24 protein-coding genes are annotated in these 26,859 nt (G+C 57.4%); 10 read left to right on the forward strand and 14 right to left on the reverse strand.

The window, feature by feature from the left end:
- Positions 1-192 precede the first annotated feature (192 nt).
- From nadS to hrpB, 8 genes are all read right to left on the reverse strand, one after another.
- Positions 193-477: a NadS family protein gene (nadS, locus tag NR114_RS21335; protein WP_046372668.1), complete on the reverse strand. Its 285-nt coding sequence runs from the start codon at positions 475-477 to the stop codon at positions 193-195.
- Position 478: 1 nt separating this feature from the next.
- Positions 479-811, reverse strand: coding sequence for a type II toxin-antitoxin system RelE/ParE family toxin (locus tag NR114_RS21340; protein ID WP_234529030.1), 333 nt, complete (start codon positions 809-811; stop codon positions 479-481).
- 263 nt (positions 812-1,074) lie between these two features.
- Positions 1,075-3,063: a Fe(3+)-hydroxamate ABC transporter permease FhuB gene (fhuB, locus tag NR114_RS21345; protein WP_256814492.1), complete on the reverse strand. Its 1,989-nt coding sequence runs from the start codon at positions 3,061-3,063 to the stop codon at positions 1,075-1,077.
- Positions 3,060-3,968 carry a Fe(3+)-hydroxamate ABC transporter substrate-binding protein FhuD gene (gene fhuD, locus NR114_RS21350; protein ID WP_046372665.1) on the reverse strand — a complete coding sequence of 303 codons (909 nt, stop codon included), beginning with the start codon at positions 3,966-3,968 and terminating at the stop codon, positions 3,060-3,062. Before fhuD ends, fhuB begins: the two co-directional genes overlap by 4 nt.
- Positions 3,968-4,765: a Fe3+-hydroxamate ABC transporter ATP-binding protein FhuC gene (fhuC, locus tag NR114_RS21355; RefSeq protein ID WP_046372664.1), complete on the reverse strand. Its 798-nt coding sequence runs from the start codon at positions 4,763-4,765 to the stop codon at positions 3,968-3,970. Before fhuC ends, fhuD begins: the two co-directional genes overlap by 1 nt.
- Positions 4,766-4,812: 47 nt before the next feature.
- Positions 4,813-7,011 carry a ferrichrome porin FhuA gene (gene fhuA, locus NR114_RS21360; RefSeq protein ID WP_116691766.1) on the reverse strand — a complete coding sequence of 733 codons (2,199 nt, stop codon included), beginning with the start codon at positions 7,009-7,011 and terminating at the stop codon, positions 4,813-4,815.
- 253 nt (positions 7,012-7,264) lie between these two features.
- Positions 7,265-9,766 (reverse strand): bifunctional glycosyl transferase/transpeptidase, encoded by a 2,502-nt coding sequence (gene mrcB, locus NR114_RS21365; protein ID WP_048760030.1) that lies wholly within the window; start codon positions 9,764-9,766, stop codon positions 7,265-7,267.
- A 288-nt stretch (positions 9,767-10,054) separates the two neighbouring features.
- Complete coding sequence (gene hrpB / locus NR114_RS21370; protein ID WP_265178416.1) at positions 10,055-12,517, reverse strand: ATP-dependent helicase HrpB; 2,463 nt, start codon at positions 12,515-12,517, stop codon at positions 10,055-10,057.
- Between the two features lie 56 nt (positions 12,518-12,573).
- Between hrpB and thpR the strand changes: the two genes are divergently transcribed.
- The 6 genes from thpR to folK all read left to right on the forward strand — a co-directional run bounded on the left by thpR (position 12,574) and on the right by folK (position 17,546).
- Complete coding sequence (gene thpR, locus NR114_RS21375) at positions 12,574-13,116, forward strand: RNA 2',3'-cyclic phosphodiesterase (protein ID WP_020828561.1); 543 nt, start codon at positions 12,574-12,576, stop codon at positions 13,114-13,116.
- Entirely contained in the window at positions 13,113-13,820 is a 708-nt protein-coding gene (sfsA, locus tag NR114_RS21380; protein ID WP_048760032.1) for a DNA/RNA nuclease SfsA, read from the forward strand. Before thpR ends, sfsA begins: the two co-directional genes overlap by 4 nt.
- A 183-nt stretch (positions 13,821-14,003) precedes the next feature.
- Positions 14,004-14,459, forward strand: coding sequence for an RNA polymerase-binding protein DksA (gene dksA / locus NR114_RS21385; RefSeq protein WP_020828563.1), 456 nt, complete (start codon positions 14,004-14,006; stop codon positions 14,457-14,459).
- Positions 14,460-14,531: 72 nt separating this feature from the next.
- A complete protein-coding gene (gene gluQRS, locus NR114_RS21390) occupies positions 14,532-15,443 on the forward strand; it encodes a tRNA glutamyl-Q(34) synthetase GluQRS (protein WP_234529033.1) in 912 nt (303 codons plus the stop codon).
- 61 nt (positions 15,444-15,504) lie between these two features.
- The gene (pcnB, locus tag NR114_RS21395; RefSeq protein WP_071844533.1) at positions 15,505-17,055 is read left to right on the forward strand and encodes a polynucleotide adenylyltransferase PcnB; all 1,551 of its coding nucleotides are present in this window, start codon (positions 15,505-15,507) and stop codon (positions 17,053-17,055) included.
- Entirely contained in the window at positions 17,055-17,546 is a 492-nt protein-coding gene (gene folK / locus NR114_RS21400; RefSeq protein ID WP_046372659.1) for a 2-amino-4-hydroxy-6-hydroxymethyldihydropteridine diphosphokinase, read from the forward strand. Before pcnB ends, folK begins: the two co-directional genes overlap by 1 nt.
- 35 nt (positions 17,547-17,581) lie before the next feature.
- Here the strand turns inward: folK and qseC are convergent, their stop codons facing one another.
- A complete protein-coding gene (gene qseC, locus NR114_RS21405; protein ID WP_234529034.1) occupies positions 17,582-18,940 on the reverse strand; it encodes a quorum sensing histidine kinase QseC in 1,359 nt (452 codons plus the stop codon).
- Positions 18,937-19,599, reverse strand: a complete 663-nt coding sequence (gene qseB / locus NR114_RS21410) for a quorum sensing response regulator transcription factor QseB (RefSeq protein ID WP_256814493.1) — start codon at positions 19,597-19,599, stop codon at positions 18,937-18,939. Before qseB ends, qseC begins: the two co-directional genes overlap by 4 nt.
- Before the next feature lie 169 nt (positions 19,600-19,768).
- Here qseB and panB point away from each other — a divergent pair, with 169 nt between their 5' ends.
- From panB to panD, 3 genes are all read left to right on the forward strand, one after another.
- On the forward strand, positions 19,769-20,563 hold the full coding sequence (panB, locus tag NR114_RS21415) for a 3-methyl-2-oxobutanoate hydroxymethyltransferase (RefSeq protein ID WP_020828568.1): 795 nt from the start codon (positions 19,769-19,771) through the stop codon (positions 20,561-20,563).
- A gap of 147 nt (positions 20,564-20,710) precedes the next feature.
- Positions 20,711-21,565 (forward strand): pantoate--beta-alanine ligase, encoded by an 855-nt coding sequence (gene panC, locus NR114_RS21420; RefSeq protein WP_234529036.1) that lies wholly within the window; start codon positions 20,711-20,713, stop codon positions 21,563-21,565.
- A gap of 135 nt (positions 21,566-21,700) precedes the next feature.
- Positions 21,701-22,081 carry an aspartate 1-decarboxylase gene (gene panD, locus NR114_RS21425; protein WP_037416822.1) on the forward strand — a complete coding sequence of 127 codons (381 nt, stop codon included), beginning with the start codon at positions 21,701-21,703 and terminating at the stop codon, positions 22,079-22,081.
- Positions 22,082-22,120: 39 nt separating this feature from the next.
- On the opposite strand, the gene NR114_RS21430 is transcribed toward panD, so the two are convergent.
- From NR114_RS21430 to NR114_RS21440, 3 genes are all read right to left on the reverse strand, one after another.
- The gene (locus NR114_RS21430; protein WP_048760038.1) at positions 22,121-23,401 is read right to left on the reverse strand and encodes a polysaccharide deacetylase family protein; all 1,281 of its coding nucleotides are present in this window, start codon (positions 23,399-23,401) and stop codon (positions 22,121-22,123) included.
- A gap of 289 nt (positions 23,402-23,690) precedes the next feature.
- Complete coding sequence (locus tag NR114_RS21435) at positions 23,691-24,461, reverse strand: ABC transporter permease (protein WP_020828572.1); 771 nt, start codon at positions 24,459-24,461, stop codon at positions 23,691-23,693.
- Positions 24,458-25,381: an ABC transporter ATP-binding protein gene (locus NR114_RS21440; protein WP_020828573.1), complete on the reverse strand. Its 924-nt coding sequence runs from the start codon at positions 25,379-25,381 to the stop codon at positions 24,458-24,460. Before NR114_RS21440 ends, NR114_RS21435 begins: the two co-directional genes overlap by 4 nt.
- 237 nt (positions 25,382-25,618) lie before the next feature.
- Between NR114_RS21440 and can the strand changes: the two genes are divergently transcribed.
- Positions 25,619-26,275, forward strand: a complete 657-nt coding sequence (can, locus tag NR114_RS21445) for a carbonate dehydratase (protein ID WP_012146699.1) — start codon at positions 25,619-25,621, stop codon at positions 26,273-26,275.
- Between the two features lie 36 nt (positions 26,276-26,311).
- Here can and hpt read toward each other — a convergent pair whose 3' ends face one another.
- The gene (gene hpt / locus NR114_RS21450) at positions 26,312-26,848 is read right to left on the reverse strand and encodes a hypoxanthine phosphoribosyltransferase (protein ID WP_071827054.1); all 537 of its coding nucleotides are present in this window, start codon (positions 26,846-26,848) and stop codon (positions 26,312-26,314) included.
- Positions 26,849-26,859: the final 11 nt, after the last annotated feature.

The following is a 26,859-nucleotide window of genomic DNA, read 5'->3' on the forward strand; positions in this document are numbered from 1 at the left end:
TCAGCCCCCTTTCCACACTGAATACCCGTTCTGCGCAGCCGTACGCAAAGCTTTGCAATGGTATGAAAATAAATAGCGCCAACAGTTGGCTGTTAGCGCTTAAGTGTACCCAGCAATTTTCTGGCTTTACTTGACTGTAATGATCTACTCATCCCAGACACTTTCATCGTGGATAAGAACACCGGAGATCGTCTAGTGTGAGGCAAGCTCACGGAAGAAAGCGGGGTTAGCCTGGATCGCCGCCAACACTTTTGCAGCCAGCCCGGTTGGGTTACGTCTTTTGGTTTCCCAGCTCTTAATGGTATCAACGCTGGTACCCAATACCTTTGCCATTTCGCTCTGAGAAACATTAAGCTGCGCCCTGATCGCCTTCACATCTGCGATATCATAACGCGTAACATTAGCAGGGGACTTAACCCCGTTCTTAATGGCGACAGCTTCTTCAAGAGACGTTTTCATATCGTCAAAAAAGCTCATGTCACACCTCATCTTTCAACAATTTCGTTAATGTCTTCAGCTCTGATTTTTCCATATCGGTCAGACTGTCTTTAATACTTTTCGGATAGGCCATCACCAGATAGATCACCTCTTTGGTCGCCAGAAAGTAAATCACTCTGGCACTTCCCCTTTTTCCCTGGGGGCCTGTTGCCATCCTGACTTTCCGCAACCCGCCGGTTTTCTGTATCAAATCGCCTTTACCCGGTGATTCGATGAGTTCTTTCTGGAGTTCTTTTAGCTCGTCGTCCGTGGCTATTAGCTTGATCTGCCGCGTAAACGTCGGGGTCTCAATAAATACTAGCGCATGACTCACTGGCACCCTCTCCATTTAAGGTACAAAGTACACCACGAAATGTACTATGTACACCAAGTTAACGTGAGTATGGGCACTCGAGATAGGATCCTGAGCCCCGCGCGCAGTATATGCACCGCCCCTCAGATTTCAGCCCCCTTTCCACACTGAATACCCGTTCTGCGCAGCCGTACGCAAAGCTTTGCAATGGTATGAAAATACGAAAAAATAAAGGCCCAGCGATGCTGAGCCTTTGAGGATAGAAACGGCAGGAAGGACGTCGGTTACGAGGTTTGCTTACGCAGCAAATAAACGAAATACGGCGCCCCGATAAAGGTGGCCAACAGCCCGGCAGGGATCTGGTACGGGAACATCACCATGCGGCCACACCAGTCGGCAAACACCATCAGCAAGCCCCCCAACAGCGCGGCTATCACCATCTGCGGTAACGCACGGCGGAAGCCCAACATACGTGCCATATGCGGCGCCATCAGGCCGATAAAGCTCAACGGCCCCACGGTCAACGTCGCCATCGCCGTCAGCGTAGCAGCCAGCAGCAGAATGACCACTCGCACCGGCGTCAGCGCAATCCCCACCGAACGGGCCGTGGCACTGCCCAACGGCAGAATACTGAGCCAGCGACGACACAATGGCGCCAACACGATCAGCAGCGCAGCAATGGCCGCCGTACGTACCGCCTGTTCCGGCGTCACCGAGTAGGTGGAACCTGAAATCCAGGTCAGCAACCCGCCCATACGCGGATCGCCGCTCGCCAGCAGCAAGAAAATGGTGGTGGTAAAGGCCGTGCTGAGCGCAATACCGGCCAACAGCATGCGTTCGGTGGAAAAACCACCGCGCCCGGCGGCAATCATAATCACCAATAGCGTCGCCGCTGCCCCCAGGCTCCCGGCCGGCAGCAGCCAGACAAAGGCATCCCCCGGCACGATAAACAGCATGACCACCACGCCAAAGGCCGCGCCGGAGCTGATACCCAGCACTTCCGGGCTGGCCATCGGGTTGCCGGTCAGCTTTTGGATCAAGGTCCCCGCCACCGCCAGCATCATACCCGCAGCCAGCGCTGACAGCACGCGTGGCCAGCGCCACGGCATCAATGACTCCAGCTCTGCGCCCTGGCTCCAGTGCCAGCCTGTGGAGTTCTGACCAAACATCAATGCCACGGCAATGCCGGCCAGCAACACCGTCGCTGCCAGTGCTGCCCACCCCCACAGATGACCGCGTTCGGCAGGTACCCTGTCACCCAGGTTCATTGGTGGCGGCGTAGCGGCACTGCGCAACCGCGGCAACAACCACAGCAACAGCGGAGCACCAAACAGCGCCGTTGCCGCCCCGGTCGGGATCTCACGCCAGACCTGCGTCAACCAGATCATCACCTGGTCGGTCAACCACAGCAGCAGCGCCCCCAGCAACGGCGCCAGCATCATGCGATGCGCCAGACGGCGCGCGCCCAGCATTTTTGCCATCAGCGGTGCAAACAGGCCAATAAAGCCAATGACGCCTACCGCATTCACCAACATCGCACTGAAAATTATCGCCACCGCCAGCGCGCAAAAACGCGCCATCGACAACCCTAAACCCAGATTGCGCGCAACGCCATCGTCCAGCCCCAGCAAGGTCAGCGGGCGCAACAGCAGCACAGCCAACACCCCGGCAATCAGCAGGCGCGGCAGGATAAACTGCGCGGTGCTCCAGTCCTGCTGGTTTAACGCACCGGTGCTCCACAGGAACAGACCCTGCAGTTGATCGTAATTGAACAGTGCCAGCAGACTGTTGACCGCCCCGCAATACAGCCCCAGCACCAGCCCGGCCAGGATCAGCGTCACCGGGGACATACGTTTGCCCCAGGCCACGCCGAACACCAGCCCGCCGACCAGGATGGCGCCAGCCATTGCCGCCAGTTGCCGGGTCATCTCACCGCCCGGCAACATCCACAAAGTGGCAATAGTCAGCCCAAGCTGCGCCCCAGCTGACACGCCGAGCGTCGCCGGTTCCGCCAGCGGATTGCGCAGCACCTGCTGGAACAGTACGCCAACCAGCCCCAAGCCGGCACCGGCCAACAGAGACACCGACAGCCGTGGCAACAGGCTGTAGTGGAACAACATTTGGCGCACATCGTCGATGTTCGGCGCGCTCAGCGCCTGTCCCCACAGTGCCCAGGGCAGCTGTTGCAGCAGATTGTAGATCGTCAGGCCGCCCGCCGCCGCCAACAGTAACAGCAGCAATGTCAGCGGTAATGCGCGAATGCGTGCGCTCATGAATAACTCTCCTGCGCCTGCTCCAGCAGATGGCAAAAACGCATCGCTGACAGCGTCGCGCCGTAAAACCACACAGCCGGCACCTGACGCAATTGGTTCTGCCTGACAAACGGCAATGCCTGCCACAGTGGGGTAGAACTGACTTTTTCCATCATGGCCTGATTGCCGTGATCGAGATAAATCGCGCGCGCATTTTTTACCGCCGTCAGGCGCTCAATGCCCACTACCGCCGTACCCCAGAAATTGGTTTCCCCCTCCCAGGCATTTTGGATCCCAAGCTGGTCCATCACCTCCTGGAACAGGCTTTTCTGGCCAATGACCAGCGCATGGCGCGTGTCCAGCAGGGAGAACAGCAGCAGCGGCTGTCGGCTGTAAGACTGCAGCCGCTGACGCGCATCCTGGATAAATCGGTCGAACTGGATCAGGTGCTGCTCTGCCCGTGCCTCAAGGCCCAGCCGCTGCGCCAGTTGCACTAACGACTTCCGGCCCACCGTCAGCGGTTTGCCGCTGCCGTCATTGAAGCCGAAGCTCATGGTCGGGCCGATAGGGGCCAGCTTTTGCGGCGTCGGCCCGTATCCCTGCGACAGCAGCAACAGCGAGGGCCGCAGCTGCTGCAGCAATTCCAGATTCGGTTCGGTGCGTTGACCGACGTCGATCACCGACGCCGGCATTTTCGGCTCTTCTACCCACAGGTTGTAGTTGTGGATATCCGCGACGGCCAGCGGCGTGATCCCCAGCGCCAGCAGCAGCTCGACAGGCAACCACTCCAGCGCCACAATACGCGCAAGATCGGGTGGCGTTGCCGCCGCCTGGCTCGGCAAGGAAAACAGCAGGGGCGACAGCGCCATGGCCGTCAGCAGGCGACGGCGAACGGCATCATGATGAAAATCAGAAGAATCAGGCATCAGTAGACAAAACTCACCGGCGCGCCGCCGCTTGGATGCGGCAGCGTACCCATAGGAATACCGTAGATTTGCTCCAGCACGTCACCCTGCATCAACTCCAGCGGGGTGCCCTGGGCAATCATCTCGCCGCCGCGCAACGCCACCAGATGGTCGCAGTAGCGTGCGGCCATATTGATGTCATGCAGCACCGCAATCACCGTCAGGCCACGCTCATGGCTCAAACGTTGGATCAAAGCCAGTACCTCAACCTGATGGGCAATATCCAGCGCCGAGGTCGGCTCGTCCAGCAACAGGCAGCGGCTGTCTTGCGCCACCATCATCGCCAGCCAGGCGCGTTGACGCTCGCCGCCGGACAGGCTGTCGACCAGGCGGTTGGCAAACGGCTTCAGCCCCACCAGCGCAATCGCCTCTTCCACCTGTTGGCGATCGTTAACGCCAAAGCGGCCCAAGGCGCCGTGCCAGGGGTAGCGGCCAATCGCCACCAGTTCGCGCACCGTCATCCCTTCCGCGGCGGGTAATTGTTGAGGGAGATAAGCGACCTGACGTGCGAAGGCCTTGCTGTCCCATTGGCTCAGCAGCTGCTGGTTAAGCCGCGCTGTACCGGCGGTTGGATTTTGGTGGCGACCGAGAATTTTCAGCAAGGTCGATTTGCCGGAGCCGTTGTGGCCGATCAGTCCGCAGACTTTCCCCACGGGAAAGGTCAACGACAAGGGTTGTAGCAGCACGCGGCCGGGAACGGCAAAGCTGGCGCTGTCCAGGGTAAAGGTGGCGTCGTGATTGAGGTGTTTATCCTGCATAGGTCCTACTCTGTCCGGGGCGACATGGCGCCACCCCGGTAATCCGATTAGAAGCGGAAGGTTGCGGTGGCGACCACCTGGCGTTCAGCGCCCCAGTAGCAGCCATAGGTGGCAAAGCAGCTGGAGACGTATTCTTTATCAAACAGGTTGTTCACGTTGATGCCAATCGAGGAGCCTGGCAGATTGAAACGCGCCAAATCGTATTTTATCGCCGCATCTACAACCGTATAGTCCTTTACTTTAAAGGTGTTGGCTTCATCACCATAGCTGGAACCGACATAGCGAACGCCGGAGCCCAGGGTCAACCCGCTGAGTGCGGTTTCATGGAAGGTGTAATCCGCCCACACTGAAGCCATATGTTTTGGAATCGCCGCCGGGGTATTGCCCTGTAGCGTGGTGTCCTTGGTGTACTCGGCATCCGTGTAGGTATAAGACCCCAGCAGGTTGACGTTGGCCGTCAGTGCGGCTTTGCCTTCCAGCTCTACCCCGCGGGAGCGGATCTCCCCTCCTAGCACGCTAGCAAACGAGTGATCCGGATCGGGATCCGCCACCTTATTGTTGGTTTTGGTCAGCTGATAAATCGCAATGCTGGCAGTAATAGGGCGATCTTTAGGTGCAAACTTCACCCCGGCTTCATACTGCTTGCCTTTGGAAGCGGCGAAGGTATTGCCACTAAAGTCAGTCCCTGAAGTAGGTTCAAAGGATTCACTGTAGCTGACATAGGGCGCAATGCCGTTTTCAAATACATAGTTCAAACCCGCGCGGCCGGTGAACTCGTTGTCCTTCTGTTTTGATACCAAATTCTGTTTCAGGCGGTTGGTGCTGTTGGTGTCGCTCCAGTCATAACGCCCGCCCATGGTCAGTACCCAGTTGTTCCACTCGGCCTGATCCTGCACGTAAAGCCCGGTCTGCTCTTGGCGGTTAACCTGACTGGCGCCGCCGGTAATGGTATAGCTTTGATTGCCGTACTGCGGCGCCACCACATTAAGGCTAGAAGCACTGCCATACTGATAAACGACGTCGTTACGCATACGCATGTAGTCCACACCCATCAGCAAGGTGTGATCAACCGCTGCCGTCGCAAACTTTGCCTGCGCCTGAGTGTCCACTGCAAAACTCGACAAATGCTCTTTCGAGTTCATCACCCCACGCGTCAACTCTGCAGGATTGGTCGCGCTGATGCCCTGGCCATAGATAGAACGGTAGTCCACGTCCATCTTGGAATAACGCAGGTTTTGACGCAGGGTCCACACATCATCAAAGCCATGCTCAAAGGCGTATCCCACCATCTGTTGCTTACGCGAGATGTTGTTATAACCCGGCTCACCGTCGTTGAAACTGGTCGGCAACTTGCCGTTAATCCCATTTTGTACCGTCCCCTCTTTCGGCAGCCAGCCATAGAAGCCCACGCTTGGGTCATCCTGGAAACTGCTGAGGAATGTCAGTGACGTACGATCATCCGGCCGCCAGCTGAAAGAAGGCGCAATCGCATAGCGTTTGCTCTTCTCACCGACCTGCTGCTGATCTTCATCTCGCGCCAGACCGGTCAAGCGATAGGAATAAATGCCGTCATCATCCAATGCCCCGCCAAAGTCGAAGCCGGTCTGGAACAGATTGTCGGTACCCATTTTAAACTGAACTTCACGCAGGGTTTCCGTGGTCGGCCGCTTACTGACCAAGGCGACAACCCCGCCCGGGTTGCTCTTGCCATAAAGCACCGACGAAGGGCCACGCAACACTTCCGCACGTTCCAGGAAGTAAGGGTCAATTTGGTAAATGGAATAGTTATCGTCCTGCAGCTTCAGCCCATCCAGGTACATGTTGGTACCTACCGAACTGAAACCACGAATATTTACGGCATCATAAGCGGTAGAGGCGCCGCGGTTGCCCACCATCACGCCCGGCGTATAAGCCAGTGCGCCTTTTACCGTATCCGGCTGGCGCATATCCATCTCTTCACGCGTCACGACGGAAACCGACTGCGGAGTCTTTTCAATCGGCGTGTCGGTTTTGGTACCGGTGGCACTGTGTTTGGCCGCGTAGGTCCCTACCGGTCCCCAAGCGTTTTCCTGCTGCGATTGGCTGCTGCCCACCACGGTCAGGGTCTCTTCCTTGGCGGCGGACTTGGTATCGGCGGAAAATGCCGGCATAGCCAGCGTGCCAAGGGCGGCAGCGATAGTCATCGCTAACCCACTGACGTGAGAACGGCTCTGCTTGGCCGCGGAAGGAAGACGCTTGGTCGACATAGGTGGTTTCTCTGATGAATTATTTGATAACGAATGTAAACGATAATAATTATTATAATCGCGGCATTTTATGCAGAAGCTAAATTAAACTGCAAGTCGAATTCGGCCGGTAAATTGGTGTGCGATTAACCGCTTAGCCACATCAAGCAGGTGGAAATAAACTGCGCAGAGAAATAAAAAAGCCCGCAACGGGAAGTTACGGGCTTAATAATAAAGAAAAACTTTTCACCTGAGCGGTGACAAGCAAGGTCGCTTATTTGCCGAACATGTCCTTGATCCAGCCGGCAACGCCGTCAGCATCTTTTTGTTCGCCCGCTGGCTGTTGCTGCTGCTCTTGTTGCTGCTGAGCGGCCTGACTCGCCTGGCACAACCCCTGCGGATTATCGGTCCATACCGGAATGGTACGCCCACCGCCGCCACAGACGAAGTTACCGCTGCCGTCGATAGTCATCTGGTTGATACCTTCCGGCGGTTGCAGCATCAGCGGCAACGGCGTCTGGTTCTCCAGATAGCGGCGATACAGCGTCAGCGCACCGTTGGCACCGGTCAGCTTGGCTGGGCCGTTGTTATCGCGTCCTACCCAGGCGATAGCCACTTCTTTACCGTCGATACCGGCAAACCAGCTGTCGCGCAGGTCGTTGGTGGTACCCGTTTTCGCCGCCAGATTGTAGTTGGGGAATTTCACCGACAATGAGCGGGAAGTCCCGCGCGCTACGCCCTGCTGCATCGCATACAGCGTCAGGTAAGCCGCCTGTGCCGGTACCACGCGTTCCGCCTGCGGGAAGCTCTGGTACAGCACTGAGCCGTCTTCAGCAATCACCGAACGCACCGCAGACAGCGGAGCACGGTTACCGCCACCGGCAATGGTCTGGTATTCCTGCGCCACTTCCATCGGCGTCAGGCCAATCGCGCCGAGCAGCATCGAAGGCACCGGATTGATTTCAGCTTTCGGAATGCCCAAACGCTGCAGCGTTGCGCTGACCTGATCCAAGCCAACCGACATACCCAGGTTTACCGTCGGTACGTTGAGTGAAAAGGCAAGGCCATCCACCAGCATCACCTGCCCACGGAACTTGCGGTCATAGTTGTTTGGCTGCCAGACGGTGCCGTTCGACAATTTCAGCGTCAGCGGCTGATCCGCCAGCCAGGTGTTCAGACGATATTTGTCCGGCTCAGACAGCGCGGTCAGGTACGTTGGCGGCTTGGCCAGTGAACCGACCAGGCGACGCGCCTGCATGGCACGGTTAAACCCGGCAAACTGCGGGTTGGCACCGCCGACCATGGCGCGAACTTCGCCGCTGAAACGATCGACAATCACCATCGCCGCTTCCAGATCCTGAACATGACGAGCCGCCTTCAGGGCCGGTACGCCGTCTTCAACCGCTTTTTCCGCCGCATCTTGCGACACCGGATCCAGCGTGGTGAAGATTTTCACCCCGGACAAGTCGTTAACCTTGTCGCCCAGCTTGGCTTGCAGCTCCTGACGCACCATCTGCATAAACGCCGGCTGCGGTGTGATCACCCCACCTTTCGGCTGCACGCCCAGTGGACGAGCGCTGAGCATGTCGTACAGTTCACCGTCGATAACGCCCTGGTTCTGCAACAGTTTGAGCACCAGGTTACGACGTTCCAGCGCCAGCTTCGGGTTACGCCAAGGGTTATACAGCGACGCGCCCTTGACCATGCCCACCAGCAGCGCCTGCTGATCCAGGCTCAGTTCGTCCACCGGACGGCCGAAGTAGTACAGGCTGGCCAACGGGAAGCCGCGAATTTGATCGTTGCCGCTCTGGCCGAGATAAACCTCGTTCAGATACAGCTCAAGGATGCGATCCTTGCTGTAACGGTAATCCACCAACAACGCCATGTAGGCTTCGTTGGCCTTACGCCACAGCGAACGCTCGTTGGTCAGGAACAGGTTTTTTACCAACTGCTGCGTCAGGGTACTGCCGCCCTGCACCGCACGTCCGGCGGTCAGGTTAGCCAGCACCGCACGACCGATGGAGTAAGGACTGATACCGTCATGCTCATAGAAGTGACGGTCTTCGGTGGCAATCAGCGTATCCACCAGCAGGTCAGGGAAACCGGCACGCGGCACGAACAGCCGCTGTTCGCCGTTCGGCGACTGCAACATGGTGATCAGACGCGGATCGAGACGGAAGAAGCCGAAGCTGCGCTGGTTTTCCATGTTCTCGATATTCGCGAGACGGTTGTTCTGGAAATTCAGACGCGCGTGGATCTGCCCTTCTTTGCCGTCCGGGAAATCAAACGGACGACGCAGCAACTCAATGCTGTTGGCCTGCACGGTAAACTCACCCGGGCGCGTCATGCGGCTTACCTGGCGGTATTGCATGCCCTCGAGTAAATTGACCATTTCCTTTTTACTGTACGGCATGCCCGGTTCCAGGTTGACCATGCGGCCATAAACCGCCGCCGGCAACTGCCAGACCTTGCCGTCAATGCGGCTGCGGATTTGCGAATCCAGGTACACGCCGTAGATCGCCAACAGCACGGCAACCACCAGAATCAGTTTGATCAGCAGGCCGAGCCAACGGCGTTTTTTACGCGGCGGAGTCGCTTTTACCTTACGCGGCATGCGTTCTTCCTCGTCTTCATAATCATCATCGTCATCCTGGTACTCGTCTTCCTCGTAATCATCGTAATCGTCATCTCGACGACGGCGCGGCGGCTTGCGCGACGCGGTGCGTGTTGGTTGTTTCCCTTTGCGCCCGATGGGCTCGCGGTCATCCCCAGCCATTGCTGTTGTTCTCCAGACTTGGCGGCACTGCCGGCCATTATGAGTCGCTTAATCTGTCGCGGCGCCAGACCGCTGAACAGAAGAAACATCTGAATTCTTCTTCTAAATAATTGGCGTTGCATCACAACAAAACCAACGGTTTTGTTGAACAGCGCTTGCGCTGGCCCCAACGGGGCGAGGCTCTGCCGAGTAACGCGGTGAGAGAGCTTATCCCGATGAGCTTACTCTAGTAAGTGATTCGGGTAAGTGAACACAGCCAACACAGATGCGGCGTCAAATATGACGAGGCTACTGATATTTTTTCGTGCGCCGCGTCGGGGCGGTATTCGCCGGATCGTCCGGCCACACGTGTTTCGGGTAGCGCCCTTTCATCTCTTTTTGCACTTCCCGGTAAGCCCCCTGCCAGAACGCCGCCAGATCGCCGGTAATTTGCAACGGCCGGTGCGCCGGTGAGAGTAACTCAAGCACCACCGGGATGCGACCTTCGGCCAACATCGGGCTGCGCTGTTCACCGAACATTTCCTGTAAACGCACCGCCAGCGCCGGAGGTTTTCCGGCATCATAACGGATGGGCAAGCGGCTGCCGGTCGGCACAGTGTAATGAGTGGGTAGCGCATTATCCAGCCGCTGTTTTTGCTGCCAGTTCAGCAACCGCGCCAAAGCCTCGGCGATATTCACCTGTTTTAATCCGCGCATGTCCCGCACGCCACCGAGCGACGGCAATAACCACTGCTCCAGCGAGGCCAACAGCGACTCATCGTCGACCGGCGGCCAGGCGGCCTCCGGCAACCAGTTTTGCGCACACTGCAAGCGCAGCCGCAGCTGTTCGGCGGCGGTATCCCAGTTGAGTACCGCTATTCCCTGAGCGCGAACCCAGTTAATCAATGCCTGCTGCAGCTCTTCGTCCGCCGGCTTGGCCAACGGTTGAGCACGCAGCGTCAGACGACCAATTTGCTGGCGTTTCCAGGCACGTAAAGTGCCCTTTTCTTCATCCCATTCCACCGCCGTTTGCTGGGAAACCATCGCCGGCAACTGCGCCGCCAGTGCATCAATTTCCACCGGCAACGCAAGCAGAATACGCGCATCGGGGCTGTTGTACCCCTGTAGCAGGCTTGGCACGATAAGCCAGGGGGCACGTGACAATGCTTCATCCTGATTCATCGCCGCGCCCATGCCGTTGGCCAGCAGATACCGGCCATCCTGCCCCCGTCGTTGAGCAATGCGATCGGTAAACGCCAATGCCAGCAGCCGCGGTGCCAGTTCGACATCAATCCGCCCCGCTTTCACCTGCAGACGGCGAGCTAGCTGTGTAGCGCGGCGCTGCCAATTTGGCTGCGGACGACTCAGCCAGTAGCCGATATCCATCTGCCCGCCGCGTGGGGGTTCCTCCAGCAACGCAGCCAAAGCAGCGGCCGTCGCCAACCCATCTGCCCCCAGTTCTGCGCCGTGGGTCAGCATCGCCGCCAAACGCGGCTCACAGCCCAGAACAGCCATTTGTCGGCCCCGCGCCGTGAGCTTATCGGCGTCATCGGTGGCGCCAAGCTGCTGCAATAGCCTTTTTGCGGCGGCCAGCGCCGTTTCCGGCGGACGGTCGAGCCAGGTCAGTTGCCCAACGTCATGGCAACCCCATTGCAGCAGTTCCAGCCAAAAACCAGCGAGATCGCTTTGCAGGATTTCCGGCTCGGCGTGCTCTGCCGCCCGTTCAGCCTGTTCTTTGGCAAACAGATGCCAGCAGATGCCCGGTTCCAGACGCCCGGCACGGCCTGCACGCTGGATCATCGACGCCTGGCTGACTCGCTGAGTCACCAGCCGCGTCAGGCCATTGCGCACGTCATAACGCGCAACGCGTTCCAACCCACTGTCCACCACCAACCGAATACCTTCGATGGTCAGACTGGTTTCGGCAATATTGGTCGCCAGCACCACTTTGCGGCGCCCGGTCGGCGCCGGTTGAATCGCCTTCTGCTGCTGCGCCAGCGGTAAAGCGCCGTACAGTGGGCACAGTTCGGTATCGGCCGCCACTTCACCGTTCAACCGCTCCAGCACCCGGTTGATTTCTGCCACGCCGGGCAGGAACAGCAGCAGCGACCCCGTTTGCTCAGACAGCAGGCGCTTCACCGCCGCCGCCACGCCGTCCTCCAGCCGTTGGTGGCTGGCCAGAGGCTGATACTGGCGCTCGACCGGGAAACTGCGCCCGGCAGATACCACCGCCGGTGCCTGTGGCAACAGCTGCGCCAAACGGGCATTATCCAGCGTTGCCGACATGATCAGCAGTTTCAGATCGTCGCGCAGCCCTTGTTGTACGTCCAACAGCAGCGCCAACGCCAAATCGGCCTGCAGGCTGCGCTCGTGGAATTCGTCGAGGATCACCAGCGAAACGCCCTGCAGCTCGGCATCCTGCTGCAGCATGCGGGTGAGAATGCCTTCGGTCACCACCAGCAGCTTGGTCTCCGGCCCGCTTTTGCTTTCGGCGCGCATGCGGTAGCCCACGGTCTGACCGGGCTCTTCCCCTAACTGCTGCGCCAACCGGTACGCCACGTTCTTCGCCGCCAACCGCCGGGGTTCGAGCATAATAATGCGGCCAGGCAATCCGGCTTTAGCCAGGATCTGCAATGGCAGCCAGGTCGATTTACCGGCGCCGGTCGGCGCATTCAGCAGAACCTGCGGAGCGGATTGCAGCGCAGTAAGCAATTCATCAAGAACCGCGCTGACGGGCAGTGAAGACACAGAACTCTCCGTAGTGGTTAACATTAGACGGCGCACATTGTAGCATTAGACTCTGCGTTTCATTTACTTGCCGGGTATCTATGTCCAGTTCGCGCCGCCTGTTTTTCGCCCTGACCTTGCCTGATGCGCTGCAGCAGCAGGTGATCCGCTGGCGTGCCGATGCCTTTACGCCGGAAGCCGGTCGGCCGGTCGCGGCCGCCAATTTGCACCTGACGCTGGCCTTTCTCGGCGACGTCACGGCGCAGAAAGAAACGGCGTTGAAAAAACTGGCCGGTCGCATCAGTCAGCCCGGTTTCAGCATGGTGCTCGATGATCTCGGTCACTGGCCGCGTCCCGGCGTCGTTTGGCTTGGCACCCGGCGCGCACCACGTGGGCTGTTGCAACTGGCGGAATTGCTGCGCTCGCAGGCGGCGCGCAGCGGCTGCTACCAAAGCCCAATGCCGTTTCATCCGCATATCACCCTGCTGCGCTCCGCGACCCAGCCGGTCGCCATACCGCCCGCAACGCCGGGCTGGCACTTCAGCGCCAACGAATTCGCCTTATACCAGTCAGTTTTTGAAAACGGCCGCACGCGTTATCAGATGCTTGAACAATGGCCCTTAGCCCCTCAGGACACCCCATGATTTTTACGCCCCCCCTGCGCCATGCCACGCTGATTAAACGTTACAAACGCTTTCTGGCGGACGTCGTCACGCCAGAAGGGGAAACCTTCACGCTGCACTGCGCCAATACCGGGGCTATGACCGGCTGTGCGACTCCCGGCGACACCGTTTGGTACTCCACCTCGGATAATGCCAAACGCAAATACGCCCACAGCTGGGAACTGACGCATACCCAACAGGGGGATTGGATCTGCGTAAATACCCTGCGTGCCAATGGGCTGGTACGCGAGGCAATCGAACAGAATCTAATCAATGAATTATCCGGTTACAGTAAAATCAGCAGCGAAGTAAAATATGGCAGTGAAAATAGCCGTATCGATTTGTTATTACAGGCAGAAAATCGAGCCAACTGCTATATTGAAGTTAAGTCAGTCACATTACTGCAACAACAACGTGGTTACTTTCCTGATGCGGTAACGCTCAGAGGACAGAAACACTTGCGTGAGTTGCAAAGCGTGGTTGAAAGCGGGCAACGGGCGGTATTGTTCTTTGCTGTGTTACATAGCGGTATTGAGCAGGTCGCACCGGCACATCATATAGATGAGCGTTATGCGGCACTGTTGGCACAGGTTCAGCAGTTGGGCGTAGAAGTGGTTTGTTATGGGGCTAAATTATCACCTGACGGTATATCTCTCTGCGATAAGTTACCGTTTTTTATCGATTAGCGCTGACCGGGTACAAATAATCCGACTACCGGTTATCGCATCGCCAAATACGCCTTCCTTCACACCATTGTCAAGCAGGCGACAGGAATAATTGCCAACCTACTCCCCATCTGGTATTTATAGCGGCCTGTTTTTCCCCCGCATTGGGGATTCGATAGTGCGTGTGTATGTAGGAGAAGCAACATGCAAGAAGGGCAAACCCGTAAAACCTCGTCCTTGAGCATTCTCGCCATCGCTGGGGTGGAGCCGTACCAAGAGAAGCCGGGCGAAGAGTACATGAACGACGCCCAGTTGTCGCATTTCAAGCGCATTCTTGAAGCATGGCGCAACCAGCTCAGGGATGAAGTGGACCGTACTGTATCGCATATGCAGGATGAGGCAGCAAACTTCCCTGACCCGGCCGACCGTGCCACTCAGGAAGAAGAATTCAGCCTTGAACTGCGTAACCGCGATCGCGAACGCAAACTGATCAAAAAGATCGAGAAAACGCTGCGAAAAGTAGAAGACGAAGATTTCGGCTACTGCGAATCCTGCGGCGTGGAGATTGGCATTCGTCGCCTCGAAGCGCGTCCGACTGCCGATTTGTGCATCGACTGCAAGACTCTGGCCGAAATCCGCGAAAAGCAGATGGCCGGCTAATACAGTTGTTATCGCTGCGGCGTGCGCGTCAGTGTGCGCCGCACAGAGAAAAGGGAAAGTTTCCCCTCTGATATGCAAGAAAGACATTATGTGGGGCGCTTTGCCCCATCGCCTTCCGGGGATCTGCATTTTGGTTCGCTGATTGCCGCTCTGGGAAGCTACCTCCAGGCTCGTGCCCAACACGGGCAATGGCTGGTTCGCATTGAAGATATCGATCCCCCGCGCGAAGTCGCCGGTGCGGCCGATCGTATCTTATCCGCTCTGGAACACTATGGTCTCCACTGGGACGGCCAGGTCATCTATCAATCCCAACGTCACGAAGCTTACCGCGCCACTCTGGAACACCTGCATCAGCAGGGACTGAGCTATTTCTGCAACTGCACCCGCAGTCGTATCCAGCAGATTGGCGGTCTTTATGATGGTCATTGCCGTGCTTTGAATCTCGGCCCGCAGGGCGCCGCCATCCGTTTGCGCCAATCCAGCCCGGTTTATGCCTTTCACGATCGCCTGCAGGGTGAATTGCAGGCCGATCCGGCGTTGGCGCGGGAAGACTTTATTATCCGTCGACGCGATGGGCTGTTCGCATATAACCTGGCGGTGGTGGTTGATGACAATTTTCAGGGCGTGACCGAAATCGTGCGCGGCGCCGATCTGATCGAACCTACCGTGCGTCAGATTGCGTTGTACCGTCAGTTACAGGCGCAGGTGCCCGCCTATGTTCATCTGCCGTTGGCGCTGGGTGCCAACGGCATCAAATTGTCGAAGCAAAACCATGCGCCCGCGCTGCCCACAGGCGATCCGCGCCCGGTGCTGGTTGCCGCACTGAAGTTTCTGCGCCAACCGCTGCCGGAAAGCTGGCAAGATCTTGACCTGCCGTTATTATTGAGCTGGGCGATCGCACACTGGAAGCTGGATGATGTGCCGCGTCAGGAGGCTATTCCCCTGGACGAAAACACATCAGCATTCTCAAAAGAGCCATGGTGAGCTATGATTAGCCGCTATTTTTTGTTAGCGCCATTTTTTTCAGACACTATCGAGGTGTACCATTTTTACCCGAGTAGCCAATTTCTGCCGTAAGGTGCTAACCCGCGATGACAAGCTGCCGCGTGACGATGCGCCGGTCAGCGATACAAACGTAGTCCGCGAAGAAAGCGCGGTGGCTGCGAAGCCGTCTGCGCCGCAGCAACGTTCCGCCGATCGCGGCAGAGATACTCCTGCCCGCCGGCAGGCACCGCGTAAACGCCCACCTTTTCCTGCCGCAGAGGGAACCGGCCCAATGACCGTTATCCCCCGCGATCAGCATTCCATCTCACGTAAAGACATCAGTGAGAACGCGCTGAAGGTGCTGTACCGCCTGAATAAATCCGGCTTCGAAGCTTATCTGGTCGGCGGCGGTGTACGTGACCTGCTGCTGGGCAAAAAACCGAAAGATTTCGACATCACCACCAACGCCACGCCGGAGCAAGTGCGCAAGCTGTTCCGTAACTGCCGCCTGGTGGGCCGCCGTTTCCGTCTGGCGCACGTGATGTTCGGGCCGGAAATCATCGAGGTTGCCACCTTCCGTGGCCACCACGAACAGCAAACGCCGGATTCTGACAAAAACTCTTCCCAGCAGGCCCAAAACGGCATGCTGCTGCGCGACAACATCTTCGGTTCGATCGAAGAAGATGCTCAGCGTCGCGACTTCACCATCAACAGCCTGTATTACGGCGTGGCGGACTTCACCCTGCGTGATTACGTCGACGGCCTGCGCGACCTGAAGCAGGGCGTGATTCGTCTGATCGGCGATCCGGAAACCCGCTACCGTGAAGACCCGGTGCGCATGCTACGTGCGGTGCGCTTTGCCGCCAAGCTGGACATGACCATCAGTGACGAAACCGCCGAGCCGATCCCGCGTCTGGCCTCGCTGCTGCATGAGATCCCACCGGCGCGCCTGTTTGAAGAGTCGCTGAAACTGCTGCAGGCAGGCTACGGTTACCCAACCTATCTGAAGCTGTGTGAATACCAGCTGTTCCAGCCGTTGTTCCCGCAGATCGCACGTCACTTCACCCCGACCCATGACACGCCAATGGAGCGTATTCTGGTTCAGGTGCTGAAGAACACCGACTACCGTCTGCAAAACGACATGCGCGTCAATCCGGCATTCCTGTTTGCTGCTATGCTTTGGTATCCGCTGCTGGAACATGCGCAGAAACTGGCGCAGGAAAGCGGTCTGGCGTACTACGACGCCTTCGCACTGGCCATGAATGACGTGCTGGACGAGCAATGCCGTTCATTGGCGATCCCGAAACGCATTACCACGCTGGTTCGCGATATCTGGCAGTTGCAGCTCCGTCTGTCTCGCCGCCAGGGCAAGCGCGCGCACAAGCTGATGGAACACCCGAAATTCCGCGCCGCTTACGATCTGCTGGCGCTGCGTGCCGAAGTGGAAGAAAACCAGGAGATGTTGCGTCTGACCGAATGGTGGGGCGAGTTCCAGGAAGCCACCCCGGCGCGCCAAAAGAACATGTTGAGTACCTTGGGTGACGATCCGGCGCCGCGCCGCACGCGTCAACGCCGCCCTCGCCGTCGGACGCCGCGTAAAGAAGGGGAATAATGATCCGCGTTTATATCGCGCTGGGGAGTAACCTGGCGCACCCGTTGCAACAGGTCAAGGCCGCACTGGAAGCGCTGGAGCATCTCCCGCGCACCCGGTTGATCCTTTGTTCTTCGTTTTACCGCACCAAGCCGCTGGGGCCGCAAAACCAGCCGGACTTTCTCAATGCGGTGGTGGCGCTGGATACCTTGCTGCCCGCGGAACAGCTGCTGGATCATACCCAGGCGATAGAACGCAATCAGGGCCGCGTGCGCAAAGATGAGCGCTGGGGCCCACGCACCCTCGATTTAGACATCATGCTGTACGGCGATCAGGTTATTCATACCGATCGCCTGACGGTGCCGCATTACGGCCTGAAAGAACGCGAGTTCATGCTCTACCCGCTGGCGGAAATCGCCCCTGACCTGATTTTCCCGGACGGCGAGTCGCTGACCAGTTGCCTGAAGCGCGTGCCGGAAAACGGCATGGAACTGTGGCATAAACCCAAGTAAACGCCAGCGTCGGGCGCAGTTCATATACGGCGCCCTTACAGCACCACCTGCGCGACAAATCCCCCTTCCGGCCGATTGGCAAAACTGACGCGCAGAGCGTGCAAACTGGCGATACGTTGCACTATGGATAATCCCAGCCCGCTGCCGGTTTGTTCCTGCCCTGGTGGGCGATAAAAACGTTCCCCCAGCCTTGTCAGGTGCTCCTCCGTCACGCCCGGACCATCGTCTTCGACCCTCAGCATCCGCTCTGTCAGCTTCACCGTGACGGTGCCGCCTGCCGGCGTGTAACGCACTGCGTTATCCACCAGATTGCGCACCAGCAGCGACAGCAGCAGCGCTTGTCCCTGTAACGGCGGTGGTGTGCCCTGTTGTTCATAGCGCAGCGTGACACCTGCGGCATGGGCATGACGATCCTGTTCGGCCAGGGTCATCGGCACCAGTTGCCCCCAGTCGACCCCTTCCAGTTCGGCCAGATCAGACAGTGAATCCAGCCGCGAAAGCGTCAGCAGCTGATCCACCAGCCGGGTTGCGCGATCGATACTCACCGTCAGGTTTTCCAGCGCATGCTCGCGCATCTGTTCGTCATCACCCGCCAGTTGCACCACTTCCGTCTGCACCCGCAGCGCCGCCAGCGGGCTGCGCAGCTCATGGGCCGCATCGGAGGTAAAGCGCCGCTCACGCACCAATAGCGCATTAATGCGGGCAAACAGCGCGTTAAGCGCATCCACTAGCGGACGCACTTCAGTAGGTACCTGGCGCGCGTCCAGCGGTGTGGCGTCATCCGGAGCGCGCTTGCGCAGTCCAGCGGCGACCGTGCGCAATGGCTTCAGTTCTCGCCCGACCATCAAGGCAATCAGCAGCATCAGGATCGGCAGCGTCACCAGCCAGGGCACCAGTTGCCCGGTCACCATGCCCAACGCCATATCGCGTCGATAGTCCCACTCCTGCCCCACGACGATGCGATAACGCCCGTCCGGGCTGGTCAGCCACAGCAGCCGCCAACTGTCGTCATCACCTTTGCGTTCACCATCAGTAAAGCCTTCTCGCTCACCATCAAACAGGAAATCCGCCCCGTTCTCGCCATCATTGAGCAACATCTTGCCGTTACGGTCGAAAATGGCGAACGCCAGCGCGTCGTCATCCTGCTCACCGCGTTTACCGTGATGCACCAGCTTCTTGGTTTTCGGCAGGCTGCGTGCATTTTCGTCGGCCAAAAGATCCCCCAGATTGGCGGTCGCCAGGCGTTTGGCGAACAACATCTGTTGGGTATCGAACACTTCGTTGATGTTGTTGCGCGTCATCATCCACGCCACCAAACTGGCGGAGCACCAGGTCAATAATGCCAGCAGGCTGAAGATCAGGATCAGCCGCAACCGCAGACTAAGATGTTTCACGGCACATCCCCCAGGGTATAACCCACGCCGTGAATGGTGCGGATAAAACTATTGCCCAACTTGCGTCGCAGGTGGTGAATATGCACTTCTACCGCGTTGCTACTGACCTCATCATCCCAGTTGTACAATTTTTCCTGGATCAGCGGCCGCGCCAGCACCCGCCCCTTGTTGTGCAAAAACAGTTCCAGCACCGCCAGCTCACGCGGCGTCAGCGTGACCGGTCCACCGTTACAGCTCACGCTGCGGGTGGCGGCGTCAAACACCACATTGCCATGCACCAGCTGCGGCATCAGTTGGCCGTGGCGACGGCGGATCAACGCCTGCAGGCGAGCCGCAACTTCCGCCAGGGCAAAAGGCTTGCACAGGTAATCGTCAGCGCCGCTCTGCAGGCCGCTGACCCGCTGCTCCAACGCGTCACGCGCAGTGAGGATCAGCACCGGCACGTCATGACCAGCCTGCCGCCACTGTCGCAGCAGATCCAAACCGTCGAGACCCGGCAGGCTGAGATCGAGAATAACCGCGTCGTAAGGCGCGCTTTCCAGCGCGTTTTTCCCCACCAGACCATCGGTAAACCAGTCCAGATTAAAGCCGAGTTTGGTCAAACCGGCCTTGATGCCGTCGCCAATTAACTTGTCATCTTCTATCAGCAAAATTCGCATGTGCGTCCTTTTTTAGCCATTGCCGCCCATTACACCACAAGGTTCTTAAGAAGCTCTTAAGCATGATGATCTGCGCTACCCACCCCGTTAGGGTTACAGTAGAATGACAGCACTTTTTTGCAGCCAGGGCCCTGCGCATACCGCTCGGCCCTATTCAGGAGACGTAGTGATGAAACCCACCACCGTGACCCATTTGCGCCAGTGGAAGCAGGAACAACGCAAGTTTGCTTCCCTCACCGCCTACGATGCCAGCTTTGCCAAACTGTTTGAAGAGCAAGGCGTTAAAGTGTTGCTGGTAGGCGACTCGCTAGGGATGACGCTGCAGGGCCACGACTCCACGCTGCCGGTCACCGTCGCCGACGTTGCCTATCATACTCGCGCCGTCCGCCGCGGCGCGCCAGCCTGTCTGTTGCTGGCCGATATGCCTTTTATGAGTTACGCCACGCCACAATCGGCCTGTGCCAATGCCGCCGAGCTGATGCAGGCCGGTGCTAACATGGTGAAGCTGGAAGGCGGCAGCTGGCTGTGCGAAACGGTGAAAATGCTGACCGAACGTGCCGTGCCGGTGTGCGGCCACCTTGGCCTGACACCGCAATCCGTTAACGTGTTTGGCGGCTACAAAGTGCAAGGCCGTGATGAGCTTGCCGCCAAGCAACTGCTGGAAGATGCCAAAAATCTGGAGCTGGCCGGCATGCAGCTACTGGTGCTGGAATGCGTGCCAACCGAATTGGCGCGTAAGATCACCGAAGAACTGACCATTCCGGTGATTGGCATCGGTGCCGGCAATGCCACCGATGGCCAAATCCTGGTGATGCACGACGCGTTCGGCATCACCGGCGGCCACACGCCTAAATTCGCTAAAAACTTCCTGGCGCAAAGCGGCGATATCCGCTCGGCGGTGCAACACTATATTCAGGACGTGGAGCAAGGAATTTACCCCGCTGAAGAGCACTCATTTAATTAACGGCATGGTTTAAATAGGCGTGATTGGCGCTGCCTGGTTGAGTGCGGCCAGCGCGCAGTTCCCAGAGCGTACACCTAGTACGTGAGGAGAACGAGCACTGCCCAATCGCAAACAGGCAAGCAAAATAGCCTATCAAGGAGTTATGGAATGGTAATTATCGAAACCCTGCCTCTGTTGCGTCAGCAGATCCGCCGCTGGCGTCAAGAGGGTAAACGCATCGCGCTGGTGCCGACCATGGGCAACCTGCACGAAGGCCATATGACGCTGGTCGATGAAGCACGTGCACGTGCCGATGTCGTGGTGGTCAGTATTTTTGTCAACCCAATGCAGTTCGAACGCCCTGACGATTTGGCGCGCTACCCGCGCACCCTGCAAGAGGACAGCGAGAAGCTGACCCGTCGCGGCGTAGAATTGGTGTTCGCACCCGCGCCGGCCGATATCTACCCTCAGGGGCTGGAGCAACAAACCTATGTCGACGTACCTGGCCTATCCTCCATATTGGAAGGGGCCAGCCGTCCGGGCCACTTCCGCGGCGTCGCGACCATTGTCAGCAAGCTGTTCAACCTGGTGCAGCCGGATCTGGCCTGTTTTGGCGAGAAGGATTATCAGCAACTGGCGTTGATCCGCAAAATGGTGGCGGACATGGGTTACGACATCGACATCGTCGGCGTGCCTACCGTACGCGCTAAGGATGGCCTGGCGCTCAGTTCACGCAACGGCTACCTGACTGCCGAAGAGCGTAAAATCGCCCCTCAACTCAGCAAAATCATGAATGCGCTGGCAGAACAGCTCAGCAACGGCGAACGGCATGTCGATGAGTTGCTGGAACACACCGCCTCTCAGTTGCACAGCGCTGGTTTCACACCGGACGAACTGTTTATCCGTGACGCCGACAGCCTGCAACCGCTGGGCGTGGAAAGCCAACGTGCAGTGGTGCTGATGGCCGCCTGGCTGGGCAAGGCGCGCTTGATTGACAACCAGCAGGTTGATCTGACGCTGTAAGCTACTTTTTGTGCAGTCGTCACTGTTACAGCCCCTCTGAAAGTAGACATGGAGGGACTTATCGGTGACGATAAACGCCGGATGGATGTTCAACCTCAATCGCCTGTGAAGGCGGATACTCAGTTAGGTAAAGTTATGATACGTACTATGCTGCAAGGCAAGCTGCATCGGGTGAAAGTGACTCAGGCCGACTTGCACTATGAAGGCTCCTGCGCCATCGATCAGGACTTCCTGGAGGCCGCAGGCATTCTGGAATATGAAGCTATCGATATTTATAACGTTGATAACGGTCAGCGTTTCTCAACCTATGCCATCGCCGCCGAACGCGGCTCGCGCATTATTTCGGTCAACGGGGCGGCAGCGCGTTGCGCCTGCGTCGGCGACAAGCTGATCATCTGTTCTTACGTGCAGATGAGCGATGCCGATGCCCGTCAACACCATCCGAAAGTGGCCTACTTCGAAGGCGACAATAACCTGCAGCGCAAGGCGAAAGCCGTGCCGGTTCAGGTCGCCTAAAAGTCACAACGGGCGCCGTCGGCGCCCGTTTCTTCCTGATTACTGCACCACCAGCGTTCCCGGCTTGTTAGCGATTCTGTCCGCCATGGTCTGAATCGAGTCGGTACGCAGAATGTACAACCGCTTCAGCGTATAGGGGTTGTCCCCCGGCTTCACTTTGCCCTGCACCGTGGTCACCGCCATATGGAAACCGGCATCCTTCGCCGCCTGTATCGCCCGTTGGTTATAGCCGCCAAACGGGTATGACACATACAGCACATGCGGATTAAACTGCGACAGCGCGCGGCGCGAGTGCTCAAAATCGAATTCTATGTTGTGCAGCGAACGGCTCAGCAGGATCGGCTGACGATTGCCGTCGGTACGATGCAGGAAATGCGTATGCGACTGCACGTCGAACACGTCCTGGATCTGCTTCAGTTCGGAAATGCTCATAAACTGCAGCGAATCAGGATTCCACTTTTGCGGGTGGCGCTTGATGCGTGAGGAAATAATAAACGCCGTGGCGCGGAAGCCGTAATTCTTCAATACCGGGTAAGCGTAACGGTAGACCGATTTCAGCCCGTCATCGAACGTCAGCACCACGGCCTTGCCGGGCAGGTTGATCTGGTTGTTCAGATAGGCTTCCAACTGATACAGGGAAATCGTGTCGTAGCCCGCCTGCTTCAGGTAAGTCATCTGATTGCTGAACGCCACGTCGGAAGTGGTGGTCGAGGTATGGCGGAAACGCTTGTTCTCTTCGTTTTTCAGCAGGTGATGGTAGGTCAGCACCGGAATACCGGTGTCGATCTCGCAGTCCAGCTCACTGACATAACCCAAACGATCGCCAATGTTGATCTCATACCAGGTATTGTTGAGCCGATCCTTCAGCTTGCCGATAATCGGGTAGCGCAGATTCTCTTCCAGCACGCCAAACACATCACTGGCGTTATCCGCATCGGTATAGACGTTGATCGCCTTTTGAGTGATCAGGTTCTGGTTGGTCAGCGGCTTATTCAGCTCGCCAAGATCGTCCTTCACCTTGCGCGATTTTTTAAGATCGCGCACATCGTCTTTATCGATAAACCCGGTGCCGTGACCGAATTTGAACTCGTAATACTCCGCATCCGCCGGGAACACCTGAATCAGCTGCCCCTGCTTCACTTCGCCGACCGGAATAACGTGTTCGCCAATCAGCGAATAAACCTCGCTGTCGCGCTGCGCTTCCATATATTCGGATTTAACGGCGCTGTCTTCCGACAACAAACTTGCCAGGCCGGCCGGGGAAGCAAACGACAACAGGATGCCGAGTACTCCAGCCGCTATCTTGTGTGTAGACCGCATGGTTATATTCTACTTACGAGTACGTAATACCCGTCGTATTTCAGACCGCAGCGTTGTTACCTGCACTCGATCATCTCATGATTTACCTGAGGATGAGCGCGCCGGCCGCCTGGCTGCAACTTGAAATTCATAGGGTATATAACAAAATGGAGAAAATGTGGAGCGTCAGCATAGCACGATTTGAACAGCGGGGAGAAAGGGGTTATTCGAGCAATTTTATTGATTTACGGGATGCTTGCCGCAGATTGATAAACGCGTCCCCGTACGTCTGCCCGGGGACGCCATACTATCAGGTGCGCAAACCGCGGCCGCGCTCGATCAGGAACCAGACCAGCAGATAGAACACCGCGATAAACGCCACTAGCACCGCCATGGTGAACGCCAACGGTACATCGCTGATACCCAGGAAACCGTAGCGGAAACCGCTGATCATATAGACGATCGGGTTCAGCTTGGACACCGCCTGCCAGAACGGCGGCAGCAGCGTCAGCGAGTAGAATACCCCGCCCAGGTAGGTCAACGGCGTCAGCACGAAGGTCGGGATCAGGCTGATATCGTCAAAGGTGGTGGCAAACACCGCGTTAATCAGGCCCGCCAACGAGAACAAGATCGCCGTCAGTAGCAGCGTGACCACAATCACCCACCAGGCATGCACCTGCAGCGGCACAAAGAACAGCGAGATCACGGTCACCAACACGCCGACGCAGATACCCCGCGCCACACCGCCGCCGACGTAACCGGCAATCACCACGTGCGTCGGCACCGGAGCCACCAGCAGCTCTTCGATATTGCGCTGGAATTTGGCGCTGAAGAACGACGAGGCCACGTTGGCGTACGAGTTGGTGATCACCGCCATCATGATCAGGCCGGGAACGATAAACTGCATGTAATCGAAACCGTGCATTTCACCGATACGTGAACCAATCAGGTTGCCGAAGATGATGAAATACAGCGTCATGGTGATCACCGGCGGCACCAGGGTCTGGATCCAGATACGGGCAAATCGGTTGATCTCTTTAGCCCAGATGCTCTGCAAAGCCACCCAATACAAACGCGTCATGCTTTTTCTCCATTACCGTTAACCAGGGTGACAAACAGCTCTTCCAGCCGGTTGGCCTTGTTACGCATGCTCAGGACCTGGACGCCCTGTGCGCTGAGCTGGGTAAACAGGCCGTTCAGGCCCTGCTCGCGCATCACTTCCACCTCCAGCGTCGAGGTGTCCGTCAGGCGATGACGGTAGCCGTCCAGCTTCGGCAGCGGGCTTTTCGCCGCCAGATCGAGGATAAAGGTTTCGGACTTCAGCTTGGCCAGCAGGCCTTTCATCGAGGTGTTCTCCACCAGATCACCGTTCTGGATAATACCGATATTGCGGCACAGCATTTCTGCTTCTTCCAGATAGTGAGTGGTGAGAATAATCGTGGTGCCCTGGGCGTTAAGCTCTTTCAGGAAGCCCCACATAGAGCGACGCAGCTCGATATCCACCCCGGCAGTCGGTTCATCGAGGATCAGCAGTTTTGGCTGATGCATCAAGGCCCGGGCGATCATCAAGCGGCGCTTCATGCCGCCGGACAGCATGCGAGCGCGTTCTTCGCGCTTGCCCCACAAATCCAGCTGAGTCAGGTATTTTTCCGCACGAGCCAAGGCTTCGCGACGGGTCACGCCATAATAGCCCGCCTGATTGACCACAATCTGCATCACGGTTTCGAACGGGTTAAAGTTGAACTCCTGCGGTACCAGCCCGAGCTGACGCTTGGCGTTAACGATGTCTTTGTCGATGTCGTAGCCGAACACCCGTACGCTGCCGGAGGTTTTGTTAACCAACGAACTGATGATGCCGATGGTCGTGGATTTTCCGGCGCCGTTCGGCCCCAGCAGGGCATAGAAATCCCCCGCTTCGACATTGAGATCGATCCCGCGCAACGCCTTGACGCCACCGGCGTAAGTCTTGGTTAACTGCGCTAATTCCAGTGCATAATTCATAAGTTAAAAAGTACCTTGTGACGATGAGTATGCTGCTGCGTTTTTGTAATGAAGATGATCTTATCATCAGCAGCGTTTTCACTGAGGCAAATCCGTGCGGTATATTCAGGTTCCATCCCGCCATATTGAATAAAAAGTGGCCGAATATCGCCCGGCGCCACTGTTCCGATATCCAAATTGTGACGCTTGTCCTATATTACCCCAACGCAATCTGTTCGTTACAGGCCTATAACCGCCATGAAAGAGATCGAAAAGCTTATCGCCAATAACCACACCTGGTCAGCTAACATCAGCAAGGAAGACCCAAACTTTTTTGAACGCTTAGCACAGGCGCAAAAGCCCCGTTTTTTATGGATAGGTTGCTCTGATAGCCGCGTACCTGCGGAAAGACTGACCGGATTGGAGCCGGGTGAACTGTTTGTTCACCGTAACGTGGCGAACCTGGTGATCCATACCGATTTAAACTGCCTGTCGGTGGTGCAATACGCCGTCGACGTGTTGGAAGTCGAGCATATTATTATCTGCGGTCACCTGGGCTGCGGCGGCGTGGAAGCAGCGGTCGAGAACCCGGAACTGGGGCTGATCAATAACTGGCTGCTGCACATTCGCGACCTGTGGTACAAACACAGCTCACTGCTGGGTGAACTGGAGCCGGAACAACGTCTCGACGTGCTGTGTGAAATCAACGTTATTGAGCAGGTCTACAACCTGGGCCATTCCACCATCATGCAATCAGCATGGAAACGCGGCCAGAAAGTGATGATTCACGGTTGGGTGTACGGGATCCAGGACGGCCGCCTGCGCGATTTGGAAGTGGCTGCGACCAGCCGCGAAAGCCTGGAAATGGGCTATCGCAAAGCCATGGCCACGCTGCAACAGGATAAAGGCATCTAAAGCTCATAGGGCGCGGCATGCCGCGCCCACAGCAGTTTACTCGTCCAGCAATACCACTTTGCCGACGTACGGCAAATGGCGGTAGCGCTGAGCGTAGTCAATGCCGTAACCCACCACGAATTCGTCCGGGATTGAGAAACCGACGTACTCAACCGGCACTTCCACTTCACGGCGTTCAGGCTTGTCCAACAGGGTGCAAATCGCCAGGGATTTCGGCCCACGCAGCGCCAGAATTTCACGCACTTTGTTCAGCGTATTGCCGGAGTCGATGATGTCTTCCACGATCAGCACGTCTTTGCCGCGGATATCTTCATCCAAATCCTTAAGGATTTTCACGTCGCGAGTCGTGGACATGCCGCTGCCGTAGCTGGAAGCGGTCATAAAGTCGACCTCATGCGGCACTTCGATGGTGCGACACAGGTCAGCCATGAACATGAAGGAGCCGCGCAGCAGCCCGACCAGCACCATATCACTGCCGCTGTCGCGGTAATGTTCGGTGATCTGGCGGCCAAGTTCGGCAATACGGGTCTTAACTTCCTGCTCGGAAATCATTACGTCTACAGTGTGTTTCATAGTTTTCAGGT

The organism is Serratia sp. Ser99 (genome assembly GCF_024519545.1).
In the GTDB taxonomy this organism is placed as follows: domain Bacteria; phylum Pseudomonadota; class Gammaproteobacteria; order Enterobacterales; family Enterobacteriaceae; genus Serratia; species Serratia liquefaciens.

Coding starts and splice junctions, on each gene's coding strand:
- fhuC (WP_046372664.1), bottom strand. CDS start 4,765: ATGCAGGATAAACACCTCAATCACGACGCCACCTTTACCCTGGACAGC.
- NR114_RS21430 (WP_048760038.1), bottom strand. CDS start 23,401: ATGCGGTCTACACACAAGATAGCGGCTGGAGTACTCGGCATCCTGTTG.
- dksA (WP_020828563.1), top strand. CDS start 14,004: ATGCAAGAAGGGCAAACCCGTAAAACCTCGTCCTTGAGCATTCTCGCC.
- qseB (WP_256814493.1), bottom strand. CDS start 19,599: ATGCGAATTTTGCTGATAGAAGATGACAAGTTAATTGGCGACGGCATC.
- mrcB (WP_048760030.1), bottom strand. CDS start 9,766: ATGGCTGGGGATGACCGCGAGCCCATCGGGCGCAAAGGGAAACAACCA.
- NR114_RS21435 (WP_020828572.1), bottom strand. CDS start 24,461: ATGACGCGTTTGTATTGGGTGGCTTTGCAGAGCATCTGGGCTAAAGAG.
- sfsA (WP_048760032.1), top strand. CDS start 13,113: ATGATTTTTACGCCCCCCCTGCGCCATGCCACGCTGATTAAACGTTAC.
- nadS (WP_046372668.1), bottom strand. CDS start 477: ATGAGCTTTTTTGACGATATGAAAACGTCTCTTGAAGAAGCTGTCGCC.
- can (WP_012146699.1), top strand. CDS start 25,619: ATGAAAGAGATCGAAAAGCTTATCGCCAATAACCACACCTGGTCAGCT.
- NR114_RS21440 (WP_020828573.1), bottom strand. CDS start 25,381: ATGAATTATGCACTGGAATTAGCGCAGTTAACCAAGACTTACGCCGGT.
- fhuB (WP_256814492.1), bottom strand. CDS start 3,063: ATGAGCGCACGCATTCGCGCATTACCGCTGACATTGCTGCTGTTACTG.
- hrpB (WP_265178416.1), bottom strand. CDS start 12,517: ATGTTAACCACTACGGAGAGTTCTGTGTCTTCACTGCCCGTCAGCGCG.
- panD (WP_037416822.1), top strand. CDS start 21,701: ATGATACGTACTATGCTGCAAGGCAAGCTGCATCGGGTGAAAGTGACT.
- gluQRS (WP_234529033.1), top strand. CDS start 14,532: ATGCAAGAAAGACATTATGTGGGGCGCTTTGCCCCATCGCCTTCCGGG.
- panC (WP_234529036.1), top strand. CDS start 20,711: ATGGTAATTATCGAAACCCTGCCTCTGTTGCGTCAGCAGATCCGCCGC.
- hpt (WP_071827054.1), bottom strand. CDS start 26,848: ATGAAACACACTGTAGACGTAATGATTTCCGAGCAGGAAGTTAAGACC.
- thpR (WP_020828561.1), top strand. CDS start 12,574: ATGTCCAGTTCGCGCCGCCTGTTTTTCGCCCTGACCTTGCCTGATGCG.
- fhuD (WP_046372665.1), bottom strand. CDS start 3,968: ATGCCTGATTCTTCTGATTTTCATCATGATGCCGTTCGCCGTCGCCTG.
- panB (WP_020828568.1), top strand. CDS start 19,769: ATGAAACCCACCACCGTGACCCATTTGCGCCAGTGGAAGCAGGAACAA.
- fhuA (WP_116691766.1), bottom strand. CDS start 7,011: ATGTCGACCAAGCGTCTTCCTTCCGCGGCCAAGCAGAGCCGTTCTCAC.
- folK (WP_046372659.1), top strand. CDS start 17,055: ATGATCCGCGTTTATATCGCGCTGGGGAGTAACCTGGCGCACCCGTTG.